The sequence below is a fragment of the Paenibacillus chibensis genome, assembly GCF_004001045.1.
Lineage (GTDB): Bacteria > Bacillota > Bacilli > Paenibacillales > Paenibacillaceae > Paenibacillus_AQ > Paenibacillus_AQ chibensis.
Window position 1 is genome coordinate 52815 of the sequence record NZ_BIMK01000032.1, and the last position, 19125, is coordinate 71939.

The 19125-nt window shown below is 51.5% G+C and carries 17 protein-coding genes and 1 other annotated feature; of the genes, 1 reads left to right on the plus strand and 16 read right to left on the minus strand.

The window, feature by feature from the left end:
- Window positions 1-24: 24 nt before the first annotated feature.
- The 13 genes from PCH05_RS21250 to PCH05_RS21310 all read right to left on the minus strand — a co-directional run bounded on the left by PCH05_RS21250 (window position 25) and on the right by PCH05_RS21310 (window position 14974).
- Window positions 25-1587 carry a response regulator gene (locus PCH05_RS21250; protein WP_127605632.1) on the minus strand — a complete coding sequence of 521 codons (1563 nt, stop codon included), beginning with the start codon at window positions 1585-1587 and terminating at the stop codon, window positions 25-27.
- Window positions 1588-1725: 138 nt separating this feature from the next.
- Window positions 1726-3420 carry an extracellular solute-binding protein gene (locus PCH05_RS21255; RefSeq protein WP_127605634.1) on the minus strand — a complete coding sequence of 565 codons (1695 nt, stop codon included), beginning with the start codon at window positions 3418-3420 and terminating at the stop codon, window positions 1726-1728.
- 132 nt (window positions 3421-3552) lie between these two features.
- Complete coding sequence (locus PCH05_RS21260) at window positions 3553-4449, minus strand: carbohydrate ABC transporter permease (RefSeq protein WP_127605636.1); 897 nt, start codon at window positions 4447-4449, stop codon at window positions 3553-3555.
- A 45-nt stretch (window positions 4450-4494) separates the two neighbouring features.
- Window positions 4495-5451 carry an ABC transporter permease gene (locus tag PCH05_RS21265; protein ID WP_127605638.1) on the minus strand — a complete coding sequence of 319 codons (957 nt, stop codon included), beginning with the start codon at window positions 5449-5451 and terminating at the stop codon, window positions 4495-4497.
- A 153-nt stretch (window positions 5452-5604) separates the two neighbouring features.
- Window positions 5605-6549, minus strand: coding sequence for a protease complex subunit PrcB family protein (locus PCH05_RS21270; RefSeq protein ID WP_127605640.1), 945 nt, complete (start codon window positions 6547-6549; stop codon window positions 5605-5607).
- A 109-nt stretch (window positions 6550-6658) separates the two neighbouring features.
- Window positions 6659-7132 (minus strand): hypothetical protein, encoded by a 474-nt coding sequence (locus tag PCH05_RS21275; protein ID WP_127605642.1) that lies wholly within the window; start codon window positions 7130-7132, stop codon window positions 6659-6661.
- 123 nt (window positions 7133-7255) lie between these two features.
- Entirely contained in the window at window positions 7256-7969 is a 714-nt protein-coding gene (locus PCH05_RS21280; protein WP_127605645.1) for an ABC transporter permease, read from the minus strand.
- Window positions 7966-8907, minus strand: coding sequence for an ATP-binding cassette domain-containing protein (locus PCH05_RS21285; RefSeq protein ID WP_127605647.1), 942 nt, complete (start codon window positions 8905-8907; stop codon window positions 7966-7968). Before PCH05_RS21285 ends, PCH05_RS21280 begins: the two co-directional genes overlap by 4 nt.
- 33 nt (window positions 8908-8940) lie before the next feature.
- Window positions 8941-10635 (minus strand): arginine--tRNA ligase, encoded by a 1695-nt coding sequence (gene argS, locus PCH05_RS21290; protein WP_127605724.1) that lies wholly within the window; start codon window positions 10633-10635, stop codon window positions 8941-8943.
- A 65-nt stretch (window positions 10636-10700) separates the two neighbouring features.
- Window positions 10701-10954, minus strand: a binding site (T-box leader).
- A gap of 47 nt (window positions 10955-11001) precedes the next feature.
- Window positions 11002-11385, minus strand: coding sequence for a PqqD family peptide modification chaperone (locus tag PCH05_RS21295; RefSeq protein WP_127605649.1), 384 nt, complete (start codon window positions 11383-11385; stop codon window positions 11002-11004).
- 35 nt (window positions 11386-11420) lie between these two features.
- A complete protein-coding gene (locus PCH05_RS21300) occupies window positions 11421-13334 on the minus strand; it encodes an OPT family oligopeptide transporter (RefSeq protein ID WP_246049849.1) in 1914 nt (637 codons plus the stop codon).
- A gap of 195 nt (window positions 13335-13529) precedes the next feature.
- Window positions 13530-13868, minus strand: a complete 339-nt coding sequence (locus tag PCH05_RS21305; RefSeq protein WP_127605726.1) for a four-helix bundle copper-binding protein — start codon at window positions 13866-13868, stop codon at window positions 13530-13532.
- Window positions 13869-13966: 98 nt separating this feature from the next.
- A complete protein-coding gene (locus PCH05_RS21310) occupies window positions 13967-14974 on the minus strand; it encodes a CobW family GTP-binding protein (RefSeq protein ID WP_127605653.1) in 1008 nt (335 codons plus the stop codon).
- A gap of 180 nt (window positions 14975-15154) precedes the next feature.
- On the opposite strand from PCH05_RS21310, the gene PCH05_RS21315 reads away from it, so the two are divergent.
- On the plus strand, window positions 15155-15670 hold the full coding sequence (locus tag PCH05_RS21315; RefSeq protein ID WP_127605655.1) for a MogA/MoaB family molybdenum cofactor biosynthesis protein: 516 nt from the start codon (window positions 15155-15157) through the stop codon (window positions 15668-15670).
- A gap of 54 nt (window positions 15671-15724) precedes the next feature.
- On the opposite strand, the gene PCH05_RS21320 is transcribed toward PCH05_RS21315, so the two are convergent.
- From PCH05_RS21320 to PCH05_RS21330, 3 genes are all read right to left on the minus strand, one after another.
- Entirely contained in the window at window positions 15725-16240 is a 516-nt protein-coding gene (locus PCH05_RS21320; protein ID WP_127605658.1) for a hypothetical protein, read from the minus strand.
- A gap of 122 nt (window positions 16241-16362) precedes the next feature.
- Window positions 16363-17352: an acrylyl-CoA reductase family protein gene (locus PCH05_RS21325; protein ID WP_127605660.1), complete on the minus strand. Its 990-nt coding sequence runs from the start codon at window positions 17350-17352 to the stop codon at window positions 16363-16365.
- 249 nt (window positions 17353-17601) lie between these two features.
- Window positions 17602-19053 (minus strand): nicotinate phosphoribosyltransferase, encoded by a 1452-nt coding sequence (locus PCH05_RS21330; RefSeq protein WP_127605662.1) that lies wholly within the window; start codon window positions 19051-19053, stop codon window positions 17602-17604.
- Between the last annotated feature and the right edge of the window lie 72 nt (window positions 19054-19125).

The window sequence follows — 19125 nt, forward strand, 5'->3', positions numbered from 1 at the left end:
GTATACGGTTATATTTGCCCATACCTACATTTTTCTCCTGAATTCACCCGGAGTCATACCGTATACTTCTTTAAACTGGCGGCTGAAATATGGCATGTAGCGGTAACCTACGCGGTCGGCGACTTCATATATTTTCATCCGCGGGTCCTTCAGGAGCTCTCCCGCTTTCTCCATGCGCATCGAAATGACGTATTCGCTGAAATTGGTGCCAGTAACCTCCTTGAACAAGGAGCCCAAGTAATTCGGGGAAAAGGATAAATAATCCGCCACTTCCTTGAGCGTCACGTTGTCATGCAGCTGCTGCTTCACATAGCGGATCATTTCCTCAACGAGCTTTGCGCTTTTCTTCTGCCGCTTGTTCTGGATAATTTCAGCTGCGCTGAACAGCCGATATCTGAGCCAGGAGCGGATATCATCGATGGTTTCATACTTCAGCATGATGTCCGGCTTGCTCAATCCGTCATGCTGCAGAGCTTGGAACATGTTCTCACTTACGGATCTCAGCTGACTCTCCAGCCTCATCCAAATATTCATGACGTAAAATTGAATCTGAACCCGGGTACGGATCGCCCCGGCCAGCTCGAATAAACGGTCGACCTCATCGCTGATTTGGACCAGATCGTAATGAAGGACGGCATTTAAGAGCGCTTCAAGCGGAATATCCGTTTCCGGCATGCTCACGGCATCTTCAAATTTGAGCTTGCCATGATCGATCACTTTTCCCTTACCCTCAGTCAGCTTATAATCCAGGGCGGTGAGGGCTTCAACATAAGAATCCCGCAGCGCGTGCAAGTGCTCAGCCCGTCCGCCGACACCAATGGTGACAGAGAAGGGATGAAGCTCATGAAGCCTCTGTATGATGTTTCCCAGATCCGGCTCCTGTTGTCCGCACTCGGCCAGCAAGAAAATCCGCTGTTTCGACGTACGGCATACATGATGGATTCCCTCCGCTTCCAGCAGCGGCAGCGCAGATTCATAGAACCGGTTAAACCATTCCTGCTTCATTTGCTCGGGAAGAGGATCCAGCTTCCAGCCGATATCGTCGATTTCCATCGCGGCAGCTCTGGCCGGCCAACTTACGTGCTTCAGACCATAGTGTTCCAGCAGAATATTCGCCGTTTCTTCCGTGTTCACACCTTCAAGCAGTTGAAGCAAGTATTCGTTTTTAGCGATCTGCCTGTAGGCTTGCTCCGTCAATGATCTTTGTCTTTCTACATCCAGCTCCAGCACGATTCTTTGCAGCGCATCAATCAATTCCTGGTCATCCATCGGCTTCAGGACGTAGCTGTAGGCATTGAGTGAGACAGCTTCCTTCACATAGTTGAAATCCTGATAACCGCTTACAAAAATAACCTTGATTCGCCCGTAAAACTCCTTCGCCTTCTTCACAAGCTCCAGCCCTGACATACTGGGCATATGTACATCCGTTACTAATACGTCAATGGCTTCCCGCTCCATGACTTGCATAGCCTCGAAACCATTGTTGACGGCATCCACAACTTCCAGACCCAGCTCAGTCCAAGGTATAAAGGTCCTCATCCCTTCCAGATCGAGGATTTCATCATCTACAATCAACGTTTTATACATGAAATCTCATCTCCTGACCGAATCATTGATTACCGTCTATCCCCTATTAAATATCGCCCTCTTAAACGCATGAGAACGCATAAGCCGTCCATGGGACGGCCTGCGCTCTTCTTACCATTACTATACCAGTTTTTGCTATTATTCACCGATTTTTTTCAGGTTCTCCTGCCATTTTTGAGTTTTGAAAGCCAGCAGTTTTTCATAGCCGACTGACATGGCATCCTTTTCTGCCTTATCCAGAATAGCCAAGACTTCTTCATCGTTCTTCGCATACAGCGCTTTCGCTCTGGATTCGGAGAAAATGTCCTTAACCTGATCCTGGATAATACCTTCCTCTGTATCCGGCATCGGGGCCAGGTTCAGGAAAGCCGTAGCGTTATATTGCGTTTTCCATGTGATCGAAGACTGATACTTGGTTTCCCAGTTTTGTTTTTCAGGCGGCAGCGTTTTCTCGAATTTCATTTTGGATTTGTCAATGTATACGGTATTGCCAACCCATTGAAGGTTAACCGTCGGGTCCATAATTTTGCTGACTGTTTCATGATCGTTGGCATACGTATCCGTAAACATCGGATATCCTTCTTCGTCGAGGCCTTTCCACAGCGTGCCCTCAGGTCCCCACATAATAACGCGGCTTCCTTCCTCGCCTGTCAGCCAATCCAGGAATGCGAAGATTTTCTCGGGATCCTTGGCGGATTTGGTGATCACAGCAACGTTCCAGCCGAGCTGATTGTAGCTTCCCGCAAAGATTTTGTTTTTGTCGAGGCCTTCCTTGTGAATCGGCCAGATCATTTCGTAACCGGCAGTCGGATCTTTTTTCTTCAGTTCCACGTCGCCTTTGCTGCCATATTCCGTCGGGCTGGCGCCGGCAGCGATCGCAAAGCGGCCTGTGTAAGCTTTCTCATTCAACTGATCCTTCGTTTGCGTAAGACCGTCTTGATCCATCAGCTTCTCACGGAACAGCTTGGAAGCGAACTGCATCGACTCGCGGTAAACCGGATCCTGAAAAATGGACGTGAGCTTGTCGCCGTTAGGTACGGCTTTTTCTCTAATGTAAACCGGTGAGTGGTCTTCGCCGAAGGCGCTATAAAGGATGTCCAGGCCCTGACCGTCCTTGGCCAGATCCGGTTCGAAAGGTATTATGCTCGGGTATTTTGCTTTAACCGCTTTCAGGTAGTTGTACAGATCATCGGTAGTCTCCAGCTTAGGAGAGCCTAGATCCTTATATATTTTGCTGTTCAAGAGATAGCCCGCATTACCGGCAGGCTGGGACGTATACCAGTTTGGAAATTGATACAGCTTGCCGTCGCTGGAACGAAGCATGTTCAGCGTAGACTCTCCGGCCCATTTCTTCAAATTCGGATACTTATCCAGATAATCGTCAAAAGGAACCAGCATTCCTGCTTCGCGCAGCCGCTCCACATCCTTGCCCTTTTCCGTCCAGATCACATCCGGCAGCTCTTTGGAGGCAATCAATGTATTCAATTTCCGTTCCGCGGAGCCTTCTCCGCCCCCGGAATTAATGGCCGTAATGTTGACTTTCTTGTTTTCTTGAATCCATTTACTTGCTACATCTCCGCCCCAGGTCGGCATTGTATACCAGTCATAGTGGCCATAGAAGCTGAAATTGATCGGTTCGCTGCCCAGCTCGAACTTATCCGAGCTTCCCTTATCCTTATCGCCGGCTTTCTCTTCTACCTTCGTGTTATTGTTGTTGGCGCCTTCGGCAGTTTTATTGTCCCCGTTTTTGCTTCCGCCGCAGCCTGCAAGCACGGTGGCTGTTGTGCACAAAAAGACCAGTGACACAATCAGCGATCTTCTCCAGCTTTTCATTCAACATAACCCCTTTTCCTATTCATTCGATTTATGTCAGGATGATGCGCAGCATGGAATATACCACAATGCAAGCAGCATTATCAGCCATGCCGGCCGGTATCCTGATGTTTAAAGCACATGCTCTAAACGCTACTCTTTCAGCGATCCTACCAATACGCCTTTGACAAAATATCTCTGCACGAAAGGATAGACCGCTATAATCGGAATGGTCGCGACCATCATCGTTGCCATGGACAGCGACTTGGTCGTTACGCTCTGCATGTTTGACATGCGGGCCTGCGCAGCCGAATCCAATTGGGACATTTGTTCTCTCATAATATTGCTGCTCAGGATCTGCTGCAGCATCGACTGGATCGGCAGCAGCTTTTCCTTGGTGATGTAAATGCTCGGAAGGAACCATTCATTCCAGTGGAACACCGCCGTAAACAGACCGAGTGTTGCGATAACCGGGCCGGACAAGGGCGCGATGATCCGGAAAAACGTAGACCAGTTGCCACAGCCGTCCATTTTAGCCGACTCCTCCAGGCCTTCGGGAAGCCCCATAAAAAACGTCCGGAAAATAATCATGTTCCATACACTGATCAAGCTCGGGATAATAAAGACCCAAAACGAGTTCATCAAGCCCAAACCGCGTACGACGAGGAAAGTCGGGATAAGACCGCCTGCAAAGTACATCGTCACGATGCACATCAGCATATAATATTTCCGGCCGATCAGCTCCTTTTTGGTCATCCCGTAAGCAAAGATTGCCGTGCACAGAACCGATAGAATCGTTCCCACGACCGTTCTCATCACGCTGATCCAAAAGGCGTTCAAAATGCGTTCATCTTGAAAAACAACATTATAATTCTCAAGCGACCATTGCCGCGGCCAAAAGGTAATGCCCCCCAGTGCCGTGTCCATGCCGTCATTGAGCGAAATGACCAGTGCGTTCCAAAATGGATAAAACGTGCTGAATCCCAGCAAAATTAAAAATGTGTATACGAAAATACTGAGAATTTTGTCGCCTAAGCTCTTGCTATGCATCCGTTTGCAGCCCCCTGTCTTCTTCCATGCCGACGTTCCCCTGAATTACCACAGACTGTTCCCGGATCTCCGTGCGAACATGTTAGCGAAGGTCAGCAGACCGACGCTGATCACGGCTTTGAATAACCCGACAGCTGTCGCGTACGAATAACGTTGATTGGTCAGACCCATCCGGTATACGTACGTATCGATGACGTTGGAGACATCTCTTAACACCGGATTGGATCCCAGCAGGAGAATATCCTCAAAGCCTGCGCTCAGCAGGTTACCGATTGCCAGAATCATGAAGATCGCGATGACGGGAATCATCGAAGGAATCGTGATCATAAACATTTGTTTGATCCGTCCCGCCCCGTCCATCGCCGCGGCCTCGTACAAACTTGGGTTGATGCCGGCAATTGCAGCCAGGTAGACGATGGAACCGAAGCCGATTTCCTTCCATACGTTGGTGGACACGAGGATTCCCCAGAAGTATTCTGATTCCCCTAAAAATCCGATAGGCTCCTTGATGATATGAAGCTTCTGCAGCAGCATGTTCAGGCTTCCGTTATCGGTAGACAGGATCGACATCGCAAGTCCGGCGACAATGACCCAGGATAAGAAATGCGGAAGATAACTGACCGTCTGAATCACCCGTTTGAACGCCATATGACGTACCTCGTTCAGCATCAGAGCTAGAAAAATCGGTGCCGGAAATCCGACGCAGAATTTCAAGAGGGCAATGATGAGAGTGTTGCGAATGATCGTCCAGAACTCCGGAGAATGAAAAAACATGCTGAAATGCTTAAAGCCGACCCATGGGCTTGCCCAGAAGCCGTCGAAAATACTGTAATCCTGAAAAGCCATTAAAACGCCGTACATCGGTATGTAGGAAAAAACAAAAATCAATATGAGCGCCGGTATGACCATCAGCTGAATATCCCACTGCTTGATCATCCGGTAAGCGACTCCCCGCTTCTTCTTCTTGTTCCCAACTTTCGTTATGGTTGCGAGCTGCGCCATGTATGCTTCCCCCCTTAGCTATTATTGTAATCGCTTGCAGAAGGGGAAACTATTTGCCTCGTCAACGAAATATGATACTTTTAACTGTTGCTGTTGATCATGCAAAAAAGCCCTCTTCCCATATTACCGGAGAAAGGGCTTTTGCTCTTGCCGCTATTTGAGTGTCTTTGGATCCGTCCCGGGAGCCTTAAAAGGTAGTCCGGCCTCTCCGGGGCTTCGTTTGACGCTGACTTTATATTTGCTGTCGACATATACGGAAGTTTTAGCGGTTGAAATCACCTGCGGATACATCTGTCCCGGCTCCGGTGTGGTGAAATGATAGGATATGACGGCCTTTTGACCCGAGAATTCAATTCGGTCGACCAAAATGCCGTAGCCTGGATTGGGCATATCGGATTTGGAGAGGATGATCTCATTCACTTGATCATTGACTTTCACCACTTGAACCGCAACCTCGTCATCCGACTCGCCGGCGTCCTGCGGACCCTTCACGGTGTCGATGTACTTCAGCGCATTAAATGTCATTTCGGCTGCCTCCATACGGGAAATTATCGACTGAGGATGGAAACGCTTCTCTCCGTCCAATTCGGTAATGCCTGACAACAATAAATCGTGTACAGCCTCTCCGGACCAGGAATGCAATAGATTCATGTCCGCTATGGGGATTACGATTTGTATGGATGGATTTGTACCGATCGTTTCTGTGATTGCTTTATGCAGCATGACGGCAAATTGTTCTTTCGTCAGACCGCCGTTCCAATCCTTGATGCCCTCGCTAAGCAGGCCATGCCCTGCCGCAATGTTCGCAGCCTGGGCAAACCATGCGTTCGGCGGTATACCGGGGGCTTCGGCAGCTCCGTTCACTGCTTTTAGATCCATGGCTTTGACAAGCATGGAAACCGCCTGAGCAGCCGTAATGTTATCCGAAGGCGCGAACCTTTCCGCCGACACCCCGTGAATGATCCCTTGGCTTTGCAGGGTATCTACGATTTTGTTCTGCCGGGGATCCTTGATATCCGAAAATGCGGACGCGGATGACGAAACTGCGAATGAGCAGATCACCATCCAGGCCGCAGCCATTTTTGCATTGAAACGCATCGCGATCACCTCCACTTTTTCAGACGGGATTCTTCCGGCAAAGGTTTCATATCATTGGAAAAAAGCGGCGTCTTATTCTCATCCATGATTGAACATCGATGGGCGACATCTATGTCCGGGCCTTCTCCATTTCATTATCCAATCCGAGCTTCGTATATAGTTCACTTGTATATTTTTGCAATTTGCGTTCGAGCTCCTGTGCCTGCTCCTTGAAGCTGGTCAACTCTCGAATCATTCTGGAGCGGCCCGCGGGGCTGAACGTTTCCTGGATACGCTCCTTAAAATAGTCGTGAACGATATAATTCCGCTGCTTCCATACTTCTTTTAATTTCGCCGTCTCTTCCTCCGAGAAGGGGAAATGATGCTGAATCTCATTCACCAGCTGGCCAAGCGAGTTGCTCAGCTTTTGATGGTACAGATCGGCAAGATCCTCCTCGGTCGGGACTTTTCCCTGGGAGATCTTCATCAGCATTAACAGGTTGACGAGCTGCTGCTCCAGTGCCTGAGAATAATATACCGCGAGTCCGAAATAGGCAAATAATTCTTTGGAATGTTCGCTATCCAAGAGCCGTGTCTGTTTCATCATACCCTCCTACCCATCGTTTCGCGATGACATCGTATACTTCCATGTTAAAGGATGTACATTCAATCATCAACCAGCAATATGAAGGCAGGCGCTCGCTCGCTTTTTTTCGCATCCAGAGACTCAGGTACGTGCATCCCTGCGAACCGAAACGTACATATATACCAGAACCAGTGCAAGAGAATACGCAAGGCCGTAGCCCACCATCCCCCACACTTCATGCGGAGAAACGGTTGTCCCGGTGTTCAGCAGGCCATCCATCAGAGAAGAGACCGGCGGCAGCAGCCAGCGCAGCCAGGCCAAAGGCGACGGAAGATGAGCCGTGATCGATTTGGCTCCGATGGATACGATGACCACGATCAAAAGCATCGCCGTTGCCCGCGCTCCGTTTGGCATCAAGGCCGTTTGAAAAAACAGGGAAAGTGCTGCGCCGAGCATGCCCATCACCAGATGGCCAAAGGCTGCAAGCCACAGCTCGTCCGCATGAACAGGCCTGACAAACATCTTCGTCACAATGGGAAAAAGGATAAATAAGACCGTGAAAAGAACAATCGGCACAAACAGAGCCATCATCTGGGATAAAAGATATTTTTTCATGCTTCCGATTTGCGTCACATGCAGCTGCTCCTGCTGCGGACTGACGTGGTTCAAAAAGGTGCGCCCCATCCATGCGGCTCCAAGAAACAAGAATACCGACGTGACGGAATAGCTGTCCATAACCGGGTTCGGCTTGTAGGAATACAGGATGAACATGGCAATCAATGTGGCCGCGAGAGGCGCGAAATAGGTATGCCTTCTTGTATAGCTTCTCAGCATAAAGCGGGCTAACGCGATCATGTCCTGGCATCCCCCTTCGGCTCCGCGGCTCCTATAGCCTGTGCTCCCAAATGCAAATTCATTCTATCCGCAGGAATGACCGACACGATCGATCCGCCGCGGTCCAGCATTTGCCGCAGAAGCAGGTCCGTGCTGCCGGTCAGCACGTCCAGCTCCCATGCCTCCGTTCGTTCCGAGGCAAACAGGACTGACGGATGCTCGGCCAACTGCCTGATTGCGTCCTCATTCAGGCCCCGTACGACGATTCGAGTCATCTTCAGGGAATCCTGAAGCCCTCCATCTGACTCCTCGACGATCGCCCCGTTTTTCATCAGCAGGACGCGGTCAGCGATGCCCTCAATCAGCGTGGATTCGTGAACCGACATGACGATCGCCGTCCCGCCGTTCTTCAAATCGGTCAAAAGATGAAGCAGGCTTTCCTGAGCCTTGGTATCCAGACCGGACAGCGGCTCGTCCAGCAGCAGCAAGTCAGGGCTGCCCATCATCGCTTGAATGAGATTGATTTTTTGCAGCATCCCCTTGGAAAATTGATTCATTCGGGCATGCGCATATCCTTCCATGCCCAGCAGCTGCAGGTATTCCTCCATTTCCCGTCTCCCCGACAGCTTGTCGATGCCCCGCACCTCCGCTGAGCTGAGTAAATACTCGGACGGCGTGAAGGGAAGCGGAGGAAACCGCTCCGGGACGTACCCCGTAACAAGCCGGCCCGCACGTACTTTCCTCATTCCGTCCGTTGGACGGGTCAGGCCGGCAATCAGCCGGAGCAGCGTGCTTTTTCCGGAGCCGTTCCTTCCCACCAGAGCCGTGCACTTCCCTCTCTGCACCTGAAGCGAAATCCCATTCAAGACACGGCTTCGGCCGTATGCTTTTCCGGCATCCTCCAAGCATATAAGCTCATTGGAGCCTAGCTCCCGATCATTGAATCGTGATAATCCCAAGCGTTTATTCCCCTCTCCGGCATAGCCCCATGGTTACATCCGATCCGGAGTTTCGACACCCAGCAGCTTCATGGTGCGCGACAAGGATGAAGCGGCGAGGCGTGTCAACTGCAGTCTGGCCGTCCGTTTTTCCAGATCATGGATGACAATCCTTTCCTTATTATAAAATTGATTGAAGGATTGTGCCACATCCAGCGCATACCGCGCAAGCACCGATGGCTCTTGGAGACGGATGCCGCGCTGCAGCTTATCAGGAAAACCTGTGAGCAGCTTCAGAAGCTCCCAGCCTGAGTCTCCCAGTTCATCCGGATTGCCGGCTGTTTCACTTGAGACTTCGGGCTCTGATTGGTCCATAGCTGCACCCTTGGCAAGTATGCTTTGCGTTCTGGCATAAGTGTACTGGACATAGGGACCGGTCTCTCCATCAAAGTTCAGTGCCTCCTCAAGCGAAAAATCCACTTCGTTCATGCGGTTATTTTTGAGATCCCCGAATATGACCGCCCCGATGCCTACCGCGTTCGCCACCTGCTCTTTGTTTGCAAGCTCCGGATTCTTCTCGTTGATAATCGCCATGGCGCGGTCAACCACCTCATCCAGCACCTTTTCCAGCATGACGATTTTGCCGCGGCGCGTGGACATTTTTTTGCCTTCGAATCTCATTAAGCCGAAGGGTACATGGATACAGCTGTCAGCCCATGTTTTCCCCATACGCCGGAGAACCGAGAATACCTGCTTGAAATGCAGCGCTTGCTCGCCGCCCACCACGTATAAAATGCGGTCCGCCTTCATGACATCATGTCTGTAGATGGCTGTAGCCAAATCGCGTGTAGGATAGATCGTCGTTCCGTCATTTTTGATGATCAGACAAGGCGGCATCCCTTCATCATCCAGGCGGACCACCAGCGCCCCGTCGCTTTCCTCGAGCAAGCCCTCCGATTGCAGCTCCGTAACCACAGACTGCATTTTATCATTATAGAAGCTCTCTCCCAGCGTGTAATCGAAGTGAACGTGAAGACGATCGTACATCCGGTTGAACTCCTCCAGGCTCACGTCTACAAAATAACTCCACAGCTTCCGCGCTTCTTCATCGCCGGCTTCCAGCTTGCGAAACCACGCTCTGGCTTCCGGCTCCAACGTATCATCCCGCTCCGCTTCCTCGTGAAAACGGACATACAGCTGAAGCGATTCCGCAATCGGATTTTCCGCGATCGCCTTGTCATCGCCCCATCTTTTGTAAGCGGCGATCTGCTTACCAAACTGGGTTCCATAATCCCCAAGATGATTGACGCTGACGACGTCAAAGCCTGCGAGCTTATGCATGTTATAGAGGGCCGCTCCAATCATCGTTGAACGCAGGTGACCGATACCGATAGGCTTGGCGATATTGGGGGAGGACATATCGATGACAACCTTGATCCCTTCCCCCGTTTTCGGTACATGCCCGGCTTCAAGCTCCTCCATCATCACTTTTCCGAAGTACCCACGATCAAATTTCAGGTTCACATACGGTCCCGCAGCTTCGGCGTTAAGATAAGATTCATTGAAGGCATCGGCAATATCCTTGGCCGCTGCCTGCGGAGCCTTTCTGAACTGCTTCGCCAGAATAAAGCAGGGAAAAGCGACATCTCCCATACTCGCTGACGGCGGTACTTCCAGCAGCCCCATGATCTGTCTTTCCTCCAACTGTACGTAATTCTTGAGCGCTTCCGCCGCCCACTGAAATAACATCATACCCGCCATCTCCTTATATCAGTTCATTTTGTCGGTCAAATCAAAAAAGCCCTCGTCTCTATAATAGAGACGAGAGCTGAATTCCCGCGGTACCACTCTAAGTAAACGAAATATCAGTCATGCCCTTCGATTCCGCTTCCCTTGACAACCGTTAACGGGGTTAACCGGACTGTTCTCCTTGCTTCATGACATTCAAGAAGCCTTCGAACAGCCGTCTCACGGGTGCGCTTCGCGAAAGAAGCATGTGCCGGCTTTCACCCACTCCGGCTCGCTGTCCATGCTGGCTTTTCGTTACTCTCCCGATCGCTGACGTTCAATTTTACAACATTATACACACCGCAAGATCGGGAAGCAAGCGGTCTTTCAAACATTAACCGCTGATTTTTCATTCTGATCGGCTGCTGAGGGCTGCCAGGCAAGCAAAGCATTTGCTTCTAGCACCTCCAGAAATTTCGCGAGCCGGGGCAGCAGCGGCTCTGCCTTTTCGCCGAATTGCAGATGTAGTTCGTCCGCGATTTGAGCAACGGATAAATGACCGCGGCATCGGGAAACGACCGCACTGCCCAGATCATCCAGATGAATCCGGATGTCCTCCGGCTGCTTCAGCCACTTGACGGATTGGCGTTCCAGCCAGCTTTTTCTTGGAAGGATTAGCGTTACGCGCCCTTCATCCTTTTGTACGGACGATATTCGGTCGGTGAGCACCGGTACCATGCTCAGCAGATTTTGAGCTTCAATGGTTTTCATTGCCTTTTTTTTGAATGTAAGCCCGAGCATCTCTCTTACCCCTCCCGTTTGGAAACGACGGATCTATTTTTGCGTCCCATTGTCATCCAGGTCAGCATGACCACAACCAGCATGAAGACGATGAACGGCAGCCAGTTATTTTTGATCAGCACATCGCCAGGGATAGGAACATTCAGCCAAATCAGAATCGCGATGATGACGCCGATCAAGGATTCCCCTGCAATGAGGCCGGATGCAAGCAGCGTGCCGGTTTCCACCCGGCTTTTCAGCAGAGCTTCATTTTTGCGCGAGCGCCATTCCACGAACCAACGTACGATTCCTCCAACCATGATCGGGGTGCTGACGTGAATCGGCAGATAAATACCCACGGCCACAGTTAGGGAATTCAAACCCAAAAATTCGAAGACGACAGCTGCCGCGACCCCGATGAAGATCAAATCCCAAGGCAGGTTGCCGGACATGATTCCTTCTACGATCAGCCGCATCAGCACCGCTTTCGGAGCAGGCAGATCCTCGGAACCCAGCCCGTAGCTCTCGTTCAGCACGGACAAAATAAATCCGATGACCAAACCGCTGACCAGAACCCCGATCATCATGGCGACCTGCTGCTTCCATGGCGTGCCTCCGACAAGATAGCCCGTTTTCAAGTCCTGGGAGATATCCCCTGCAACGGCCAAGGCTACGCATACAATCGCACCAACGGTTAACGAAGCGATCATGCCGGTCATCCCGGTTAGTCCCGTGAGCTTGAATATAATCGTCACGATCAGCAGCGTAGCAATGGTCATGCCCGATACCGGCGAGGACGAGCTTCCGATCAGGCCGACAATCCGCGATGCCACGGTGACGAACAGGAAGCCGAAGATGGCAATCGCGATCGCACCGATGATCCCTACGTCCGTTAACGGCGCAAACGCGATGATAATCACGAGCAGCGCGATCATGATCGTGACCCAAAAGCCAGGAATATCGAAATGGGTCCGGTCCAGCGTCACCTTCGCATGGTCTTTCTTCCTTAAGCCCGTAAGCGTCGCCGTCAAAGAACTGAACAGCATCGGCAGCGATTTAACCAGCGTAATGATGCCGCCGGCCGCCACGGCTCCGGCACCGATATACCGGATATATCCCTCCCAGATCCCCCAAGCGTCAAGTCCCGGTATCGGTTTCTCGCCCGGAGGCAGCACATTCGGATCCCCCGCTCCAAAAAAGCCGATCATCGGAATGAGCACCAGCCAGGCCAGAATCCCGCCTGCGAGCATTTGTCCCGATATTCTCGGGCCGATAATATAGCCTACGCCAAGCAATGCAGGGTAAGTGTCCATGCCGATCAGCGAATTTTTGAACTTGTAAATGCCCGTCTCAATTTCGGTCTTGAAAAATTTGAAGCCGTCTCCAAGCGCCTTGACCAAGCCGCCGGCAAGAAAGCCGAATACGACCATTTTGGCGCTTTTGCCGCCGGTTTCCCCAGAGATCAGTACCTCCGCACAGGCGGTGCCTTCGGGATATGGCAGCGTTTCATGTTCATTAACGATCAGGAGGCGACGAAGCGGGATCATCATCGCGACCCCCAAAAAGCCTCCGACCAAAACGATGAAGCTGACGGTGCTCATATGCGGGACCTGCTTCCACATATACAGCGCCGGAATCGTAAAAATAGCCCCGGCCGCCACGGCTTCACCCGCGGTTGTCATCGTTTGGACGATGTTGTTTTCAAGTATCGATTTGCGTTTGAATATGCCGCGCAGCACGCCAAGGGAAATAACGGCCGCAGGAATGGAAGCGCTGACGGTCAGCCCGATTTTGAGACCGAGATAAGCATTGGCTGCCGCAAAAACCACAGCCAGGATTACCCCCAAAATAACGGCTAGAAGCGTTAATTCCGGCAATGATTTCGATGCGGGTATGTACGGTACGAAAGAATCCGATTCCTTGTGTTCTTGTGCGCTCACGAATGTCTCTCCTTCCATGGATGTGTAAAGCTACATGATAAACAACCATATAGTACCCTAATCCAGTGGAATTCAAACCCAAGTGCTCAGGAACATGGGAAGCATAAATAAGCCTGAAGGCAAAATAAGCCTGAAGGCTGTCTTGGCGATCTCGCCAGGAAGCTTCAGGCTTATGTAAACGATGTTCTATGAGCTTCATGCTGCAGTGAGCATTTGACGACACGCATCCGCGCAGCGACGGCAAGCAGCGGCACATTCCTTGCAGTGCTCATGCTGATGCTTTCCGCATTCTTCGGCGCAAGCTTCGCAGGCTTTGAGGCATAGTTCGCAAATTTCATGGACAAACGGACTTTGACGAATCATGGATTGTGCGGCGAAATCGCAAATATCCGCGCATTCCCGGTCCAGGCGGATGCACTCCCGCAGCATCGCCAGTTCATATTCTTTCAGGCTGGAGACGTAGCAGACATTACAAGCGTTCATACACTGCAAGCAAGCTTCGATACAATCCTTGTACAACAATTCCTGGTTCATCATGATTTCAAAACCTCCCGGTTAGTATTGGCTCTGTTTCTCTATTAACCACAACCGCGGGAGGGGAAACCAGGAAAAATCAGTATGCCGCGTGTAGATCAGCTGCGTTCCAGTGCTCTCATGCCTGCTTCGATCAGCCCCTTCGAGAAATGTTCCCCGATGAAGACAACGACATCCGGCACCTCGCCCTGAGGGCGAATCCGCAGAAAATCGGGCTCGCGGAAGGCATACTGGAACAAGAACCGACTTGCCGTATCACTGAAAGTCAGCACGCCTTTGGCTCGGTATACCTCCCGCGGAAGATTGGCGATGAAGCTTTCGAATTCCGCGCTGTCCACGGGACCATTCAAATAATGGGTGTATACCATGACATGCTCATGCGTATGATGATGCGTCCCGGCGTGGGATGTAGCATCACCCTCATGATCTTCTTCAGCGATGTCGAATCGTTCGTTACCTTCTGCCAGGCTTGTCGGTAGGGCTTGAACATTCCCCATGCTTTCCAGTACGCGGGACATATCCAAATCGCAGCGGATCGCGGGAAGTACGGGAGCATATTCATTCCAGCGTGTAACCACCGAGGTGAGCAGCTCTTGTTCGTCGGCACGAACCCGGTCCGTCTTGTTGAGAATCAGGCATGAAGCCGTACGGATTTGCTCCTGCATTAACCGGAAGGTTTTCCCCTTCTGGTTGTGGTAAAGCTCAAGCAGGTGGGCGGCATCTACGACGGTAATGACCCCCTTAAGCTCGATTTTCTGGTATAGGGCTGCCTCCGTAACCCCGTCCAAAATCTCCATCGGATTCGCGACCCCCGTCGCTTCGACCACAATCACATCCGGCGCGTCCCGCTGGATGAGTCCGGCGATCTCCATGCTGAGATCGCCGCGGATCGAGCAGCAGATGCAGCCTCCCAGCATTTCCGTCATAGGCACCTGCTCCTGCACAAGCAGCCCGTCCAGATTCACGTCTCCGACCTCGTTCATAATTACGGCCGGCAGCAATCCCTGTTCCTGCCAGTAAGCTATAAGCTTTTGCAGCAGCGTTGTTTTACCGCTTCCCAAGAAACCGGACAATATGTAAATGGGCGTCATCGTTTGTTTGGTCATAACGTTCTCTTCTCCTCTTCCATCCCTTAGTGATGCTGTTTTTTAGCAAAGTGTACTACACCCTTGTATGTACCGCAACCTTCTGACTTACCCGGCACGCCAAAGAAGCGAATTTGCATGTTTGCGCTCAAAGGGATATCCTATAAAGACACTCTAAAAGGGAGAGGAGAGAGAAGAGAAATGAAATCCGCAGACCAACACCGCAGCGAAGCCCCGGATACCGTATCCTGCATGATCATTACCGTGTCCGATACGCGTACTCCGGAAACCGATACTGGTGGACAACTGATAAAATCCCTTTTGGAACAAGCAGGACACCGGATTGCGGTTTATAAAATTGTTAAGGACAACTATGAAGGCATTCGCGAATTGATTCATGAAGCTTCAAGCAGTCCTGAGGTGGAAGCTGTTATTTTAACCGGAGGCACGGGGATATCCCCCCGCGATACGACGTACGAAGCCGTTTCTTCCTTGCTGGACAAGCAGCTTCCGGGCTTCGGGGAAATTTTCAGGTATCTCAGCTTTACCGAGGATATCGGAGCCGCAGCGATTCTCAGCCGCGCCATTGCCGGAACTGCAGGCAGCACAGCCGTATTCTCTATTCCCGGCTCCACCGGAGCCGTTAAACTGGCTATGGAGCGCATTATCCTACCGGAGCTGGGCCATGTCATGAGAGAAATTTATAAAAAAGAATAATCGCACAAGAAAAGATGCCGGAAAGCTTCGATCGCTGTCCGGCATTTCGTTTGTTTACTGGTTAAAATCCATTCGGTTCAGCAAGGAATTAAACACCTCATGCACCTGCTTGTCGTAAATCCCTTTATCTTTTCCCGATGAGGTATAAATCAGAGACGCCCGATTATGGCTGTAGATCACCGTATGCATGTTTTGCGAATCAATCCGATTCTGGTCTCCATACCAATTATGGATCCGTTTGATCCGCTCCTGTTCATCCGTGAACACATGCAGGTTAATATACTGCTGCGGGTTGCCCCGGATATAAAACATATAGCTAATATTTCCCCTGCCGTCTTCGGCGTACATTTCATGCGTCAAGGGAATTTTCTTGGCTCCGAACGTCAGCTGCAGCTCATTGAGCAGCTGACCGTTCAACCCCTTCCCCTGAGACTGAGCCCTGATATTTCCTTCGGAATAAGAATCGAAATTATACAATTTGGTTTCTTTTTTGATGACGTTATGCGTGTCGCAGCCAACCGCGGCAATTAGCAGCACACAGGCAAGCAGCAATGCAAACGGTTTGTTCATGTCGGTTCATCCCTTCCAGATTCCCTGCTGCCGCTTGAAGCGGAAGACAGCCTGTTATGGGCTTAGAATGCCAACATTTCAAACACATTATGCGCTGGTGGGATGCGATGGTTCCTGCTGCTTTATTCCAGACGGACGATCGTTCGTCCGACGGCCTTCCCCTGTAAAATGGATTGGAGCACGCCAGGCAGCTCTTGGAGCGAGCATTCTTTAATACCGTCCTGCAGCGCCCTTTCCGGCTTCCATTCGGCGCTTAGCTTGCTCCAAACCCGTTTTCTCCAATCCATCGGGCAAAACACCGAATCGATGCCAAGCAGCTGAACGCCGCGCAAAATAAACGGATATACCGTGCCTTCAAAGGAGGTTCCGCCTGTTAGACCGGAAAGAGCAACCGCTCCGCCATACCGGATGCTTTTGAGCAGGCCAGCAAGCTGCGCCCCTCCAACCGGATCGACCGCGCCCGCCCAGCGCTGCTTGGCAAGCGGACCTGAAGCCATCGTATCCTCCCGTGCGATCACCTCCGAAGCCCCCAGGCTTTTCAGCCAATCGCTCTGCTCCCCGAGCTTGCGCGTGCTTGCCGTCACACTAAATCCTGCCTTCGACAACATGTCCACGGCAAAGCTGCCGACACCGCCCGTTGCGCCGGTAACGAGAACCGGTCCCATTCCAGGTGTCACCCCGGAGTGCAGCAGCCGGTCGACTGACAAGGCAGCCGTAAAGCCTGCTGTGCCGATTCCCATGGCTTCCCGCAGGGATAAGCCTTCCGGCAGCGGAACCAGCCAATCACCCGATAAGCGCGCATATCTGCTGAATCCTCCATCATGGTGTGTTCCGAGTCCGTAGCCCGTACATACGACAAGGTCGCCCACGTTATAATCCGGATGCCCGGATTCAACGACCTCACCCGCTAGATCAATGCCCGGGATGATCGGATATTCGGGAACGACTTTCCCTTCCGGCGTGCTGGCAAGCCCGTCTTTGAAATTCACGCCAGAATAATGCACCTTGACGAGAACATCCCCCTCAGGCAGCTGGTCCAGGGTCAACTCCTCGATGCGCCCCTTGAGGCCATCCGTTTCCTCCCGAATGACGTATGCTTGAAATGCTTCCATGTGCATTGCTCCTTCCCTGACATTTGACTTCATTATAACACCACGCCGGACGGTAACACATATGACGGGTAACACATGTGACGCTGGCGTCCGATCTTGTCGGACGGTAGGCTCCCTACGCAGGATTTGGCGGTTTATGCGCTTTCCCGAGAAATAATGATACGGCTTCGCATACCCTTTTGAGAGATTGAACCCTATGTCTTCAAAAGAAAAAGACCCGGCAAATTGCTCGTGCCGGATCTTCCTGTTCTATTCTTCCACCTGCAAATATTCAGCCATCAATTTCTGTTTCAGCTCCCAGGCCTTTTCGCTCATGTTAATCCGGTAAATTTCCGGATTCAGCTTACGCAGATACTCGGGCCAGAACAGCTCCATCTGCTCCCGGTGGTATTGGCGGATTTCATCCAGCGAAGGCAACGTATACTTCTGCAATCCCTGTTTGAATACCTCCTGCAGCATCGGAATGGCATCATAATTCTTGACGTATTTATGCAGATAAGGATGCTGCGGATTAAAGAGCTTTAAGCGCAGGCCGTCCCGAGGCTTTTCCTCCTCGGGAAATGCCATATAGTCTGCCGTGGCCTTGCCGCTGACGCGATCCACAATGCGGTAGACATCTTTTTTGCCTGGCGTGGACACTTTTTCAGGGTTCCCGGAGATTTTGATGGTCGGAATCATTTCACCCTTCACTTCACGCTCTACGAGCTTATACACCCCGCCGAGCGCCGGCTGATCTGCAGCCGTGATGAGCTGGGTTCCGACTCCCCAAGTATCGATGCGGGCGCCCTGGGCCTTCAAGTTCAAAATCGTGTTTTCGTCGAGATCATTGGAAGCGACGATTTTGACGTAGGGAAGTCCGGCATTGTCGAGCATTTCCCGGGCTTTAATGGACAGATAAGCCAGGTCGCCGCTGTCAAGACGGATGGCGGACATTTTCTTGCCCTGAGCCTCCAGCTTCTTGGCCGTTTCAATGGCATGAGGCACACCGCTTTTCAGCGTATCGAAGGTATCCACAAGCAGCGTAACATCATCCGGCATGACTCTGGCGTAGGTGTCGAACGCCTCCTGCTCAGAAGGAAAGCTTTGTACCCATGAATGGGCATGTGTTCCCTTCGTCGGGATGCCGAACTTTTGACCGGCCAGCATATTGGATGTTGCGTCAAAGCCCGCAATATAGGCAGCCCGAGCCCCCCAGACGGCGGCATCGGCTTCCTGGGCGCGGCGCGTGCCGAACTCCAGCAAAATATCCTTGCCGGCAACCTGCTTGACGCGGGAAGCTTTGGTAGCGATCAAGGTTTGGAAATTCATGAAGTTCAGCAGCGCGGTTTCCACCAACTGCGCCTCCATTATGGTTCCTTCCACGCGAACCAGCGGCTCGTTCGGGAATACCAGCGCCCCTTCTTTCATCGAATACAAATTTCCGCAAAAACGGAACTGCTTCAATTCTTCCAGGAATGCCGAATCATAATTTTCCTCCTGTTCGGACAAATACTTGATATCCTCGTCCGTGAACCGAAGGTTGGCAATATAATGGACGATCCGCTCCAGTCCGGCAAATACGGCGTAGCCGTTTCCGAAAGGAAGCTTCCGGAAGTATGCTTCAAATACCGCCTTCTGCTGATGGGAACGGTTGACCCAGTGCGCATACATCATGTTGATCTGATATTTATCCGTATGTAAAGCCAGTCCTGCGGTTTGCATAGCAGGCTTCCTCCTTTATACGCCAGTCCCGCGCGTCAATTGCTGAAGCTGACGGCAGCGGAACCGCTGTAA

Bases quoted from the DNA above. Each gene is read 5' to 3' on its own strand.
- PCH05_RS21250 (WP_127605632.1), bottom strand. From the start codon at position 1,587: ATGTATAAAACGTTGATTGTAGATGATGAAATCCTCGATCTGGAAGGG.
- PCH05_RS21255 (WP_127605634.1), bottom strand. From the start codon at position 3,420: ATGAAAAGCTGGAGAAGATCGCTGATTGTGTCACTGGTCTTTTTGTGC.
- PCH05_RS21260 (WP_127605636.1), bottom strand. From the start codon at position 4,449: ATGCATAGCAAGAGCTTAGGCGACAAAATTCTCAGTATTTTCGTATAC.
- PCH05_RS21265 (WP_127605638.1), bottom strand. From the start codon at position 5,451: ATGGCGCAGCTCGCAACCATAACGAAAGTTGGGAACAAGAAGAAGAAG.
- PCH05_RS21270 (WP_127605640.1), bottom strand. From the start codon at position 6,549: ATGCGTTTCAATGCAAAAATGGCTGCGGCCTGGATGGTGATCTGCTCA.
- PCH05_RS21275 (WP_127605642.1), bottom strand. From the start codon at position 7,132: ATGAAACAGACACGGCTCTTGGATAGCGAACATTCCAAAGAATTATTT.
- PCH05_RS21280 (WP_127605645.1), bottom strand. From the start codon at position 7,969: ATGATCGCGTTAGCCCGCTTTATGCTGAGAAGCTATACAAGAAGGCAT.
- argS (WP_127605724.1), bottom strand. From the start codon at position 10,635: ATGTTATTTCAGTGGGCGGCGGAAGCGCTCAAGAATTACGTACAGTTG.
- PCH05_RS21295 (WP_127605649.1), bottom strand. From the start codon at position 11,385: ATGAAAACCATTGAAGCTCAAAATCTGCTGAGCATGGTACCGGTGCTC.
- PCH05_RS21305 (WP_127605726.1), bottom strand. From the start codon at position 13,868: ATGAACCAGGAATTGTTGTACAAGGATTGTATCGAAGCTTGCTTGCAG.
- PCH05_RS21310 (WP_127605653.1), bottom strand. From the start codon at position 14,974: ATGACCAAACAAACGATGACGCCCATTTACATATTGTCCGGTTTCTTG.
- PCH05_RS21315 (WP_127605655.1), top strand. From the start codon at position 15,155: ATGAAATCCGCAGACCAACACCGCAGCGAAGCCCCGGATACCGTATCC.
- PCH05_RS21320 (WP_127605658.1), bottom strand. From the start codon at position 16,240: ATGAACAAACCGTTTGCATTGCTGCTTGCCTGTGTGCTGCTAATTGCC.
- PCH05_RS21325 (WP_127605660.1), bottom strand. From the start codon at position 17,352: ATGGAAGCATTTCAAGCATACGTCATTCGGGAGGAAACGGATGGCCTC.
- PCH05_RS21330 (WP_127605662.1), bottom strand. From the start codon at position 19,053: ATGCAAACCGCAGGACTGGCTTTACATACGGATAAATATCAGATCAAC.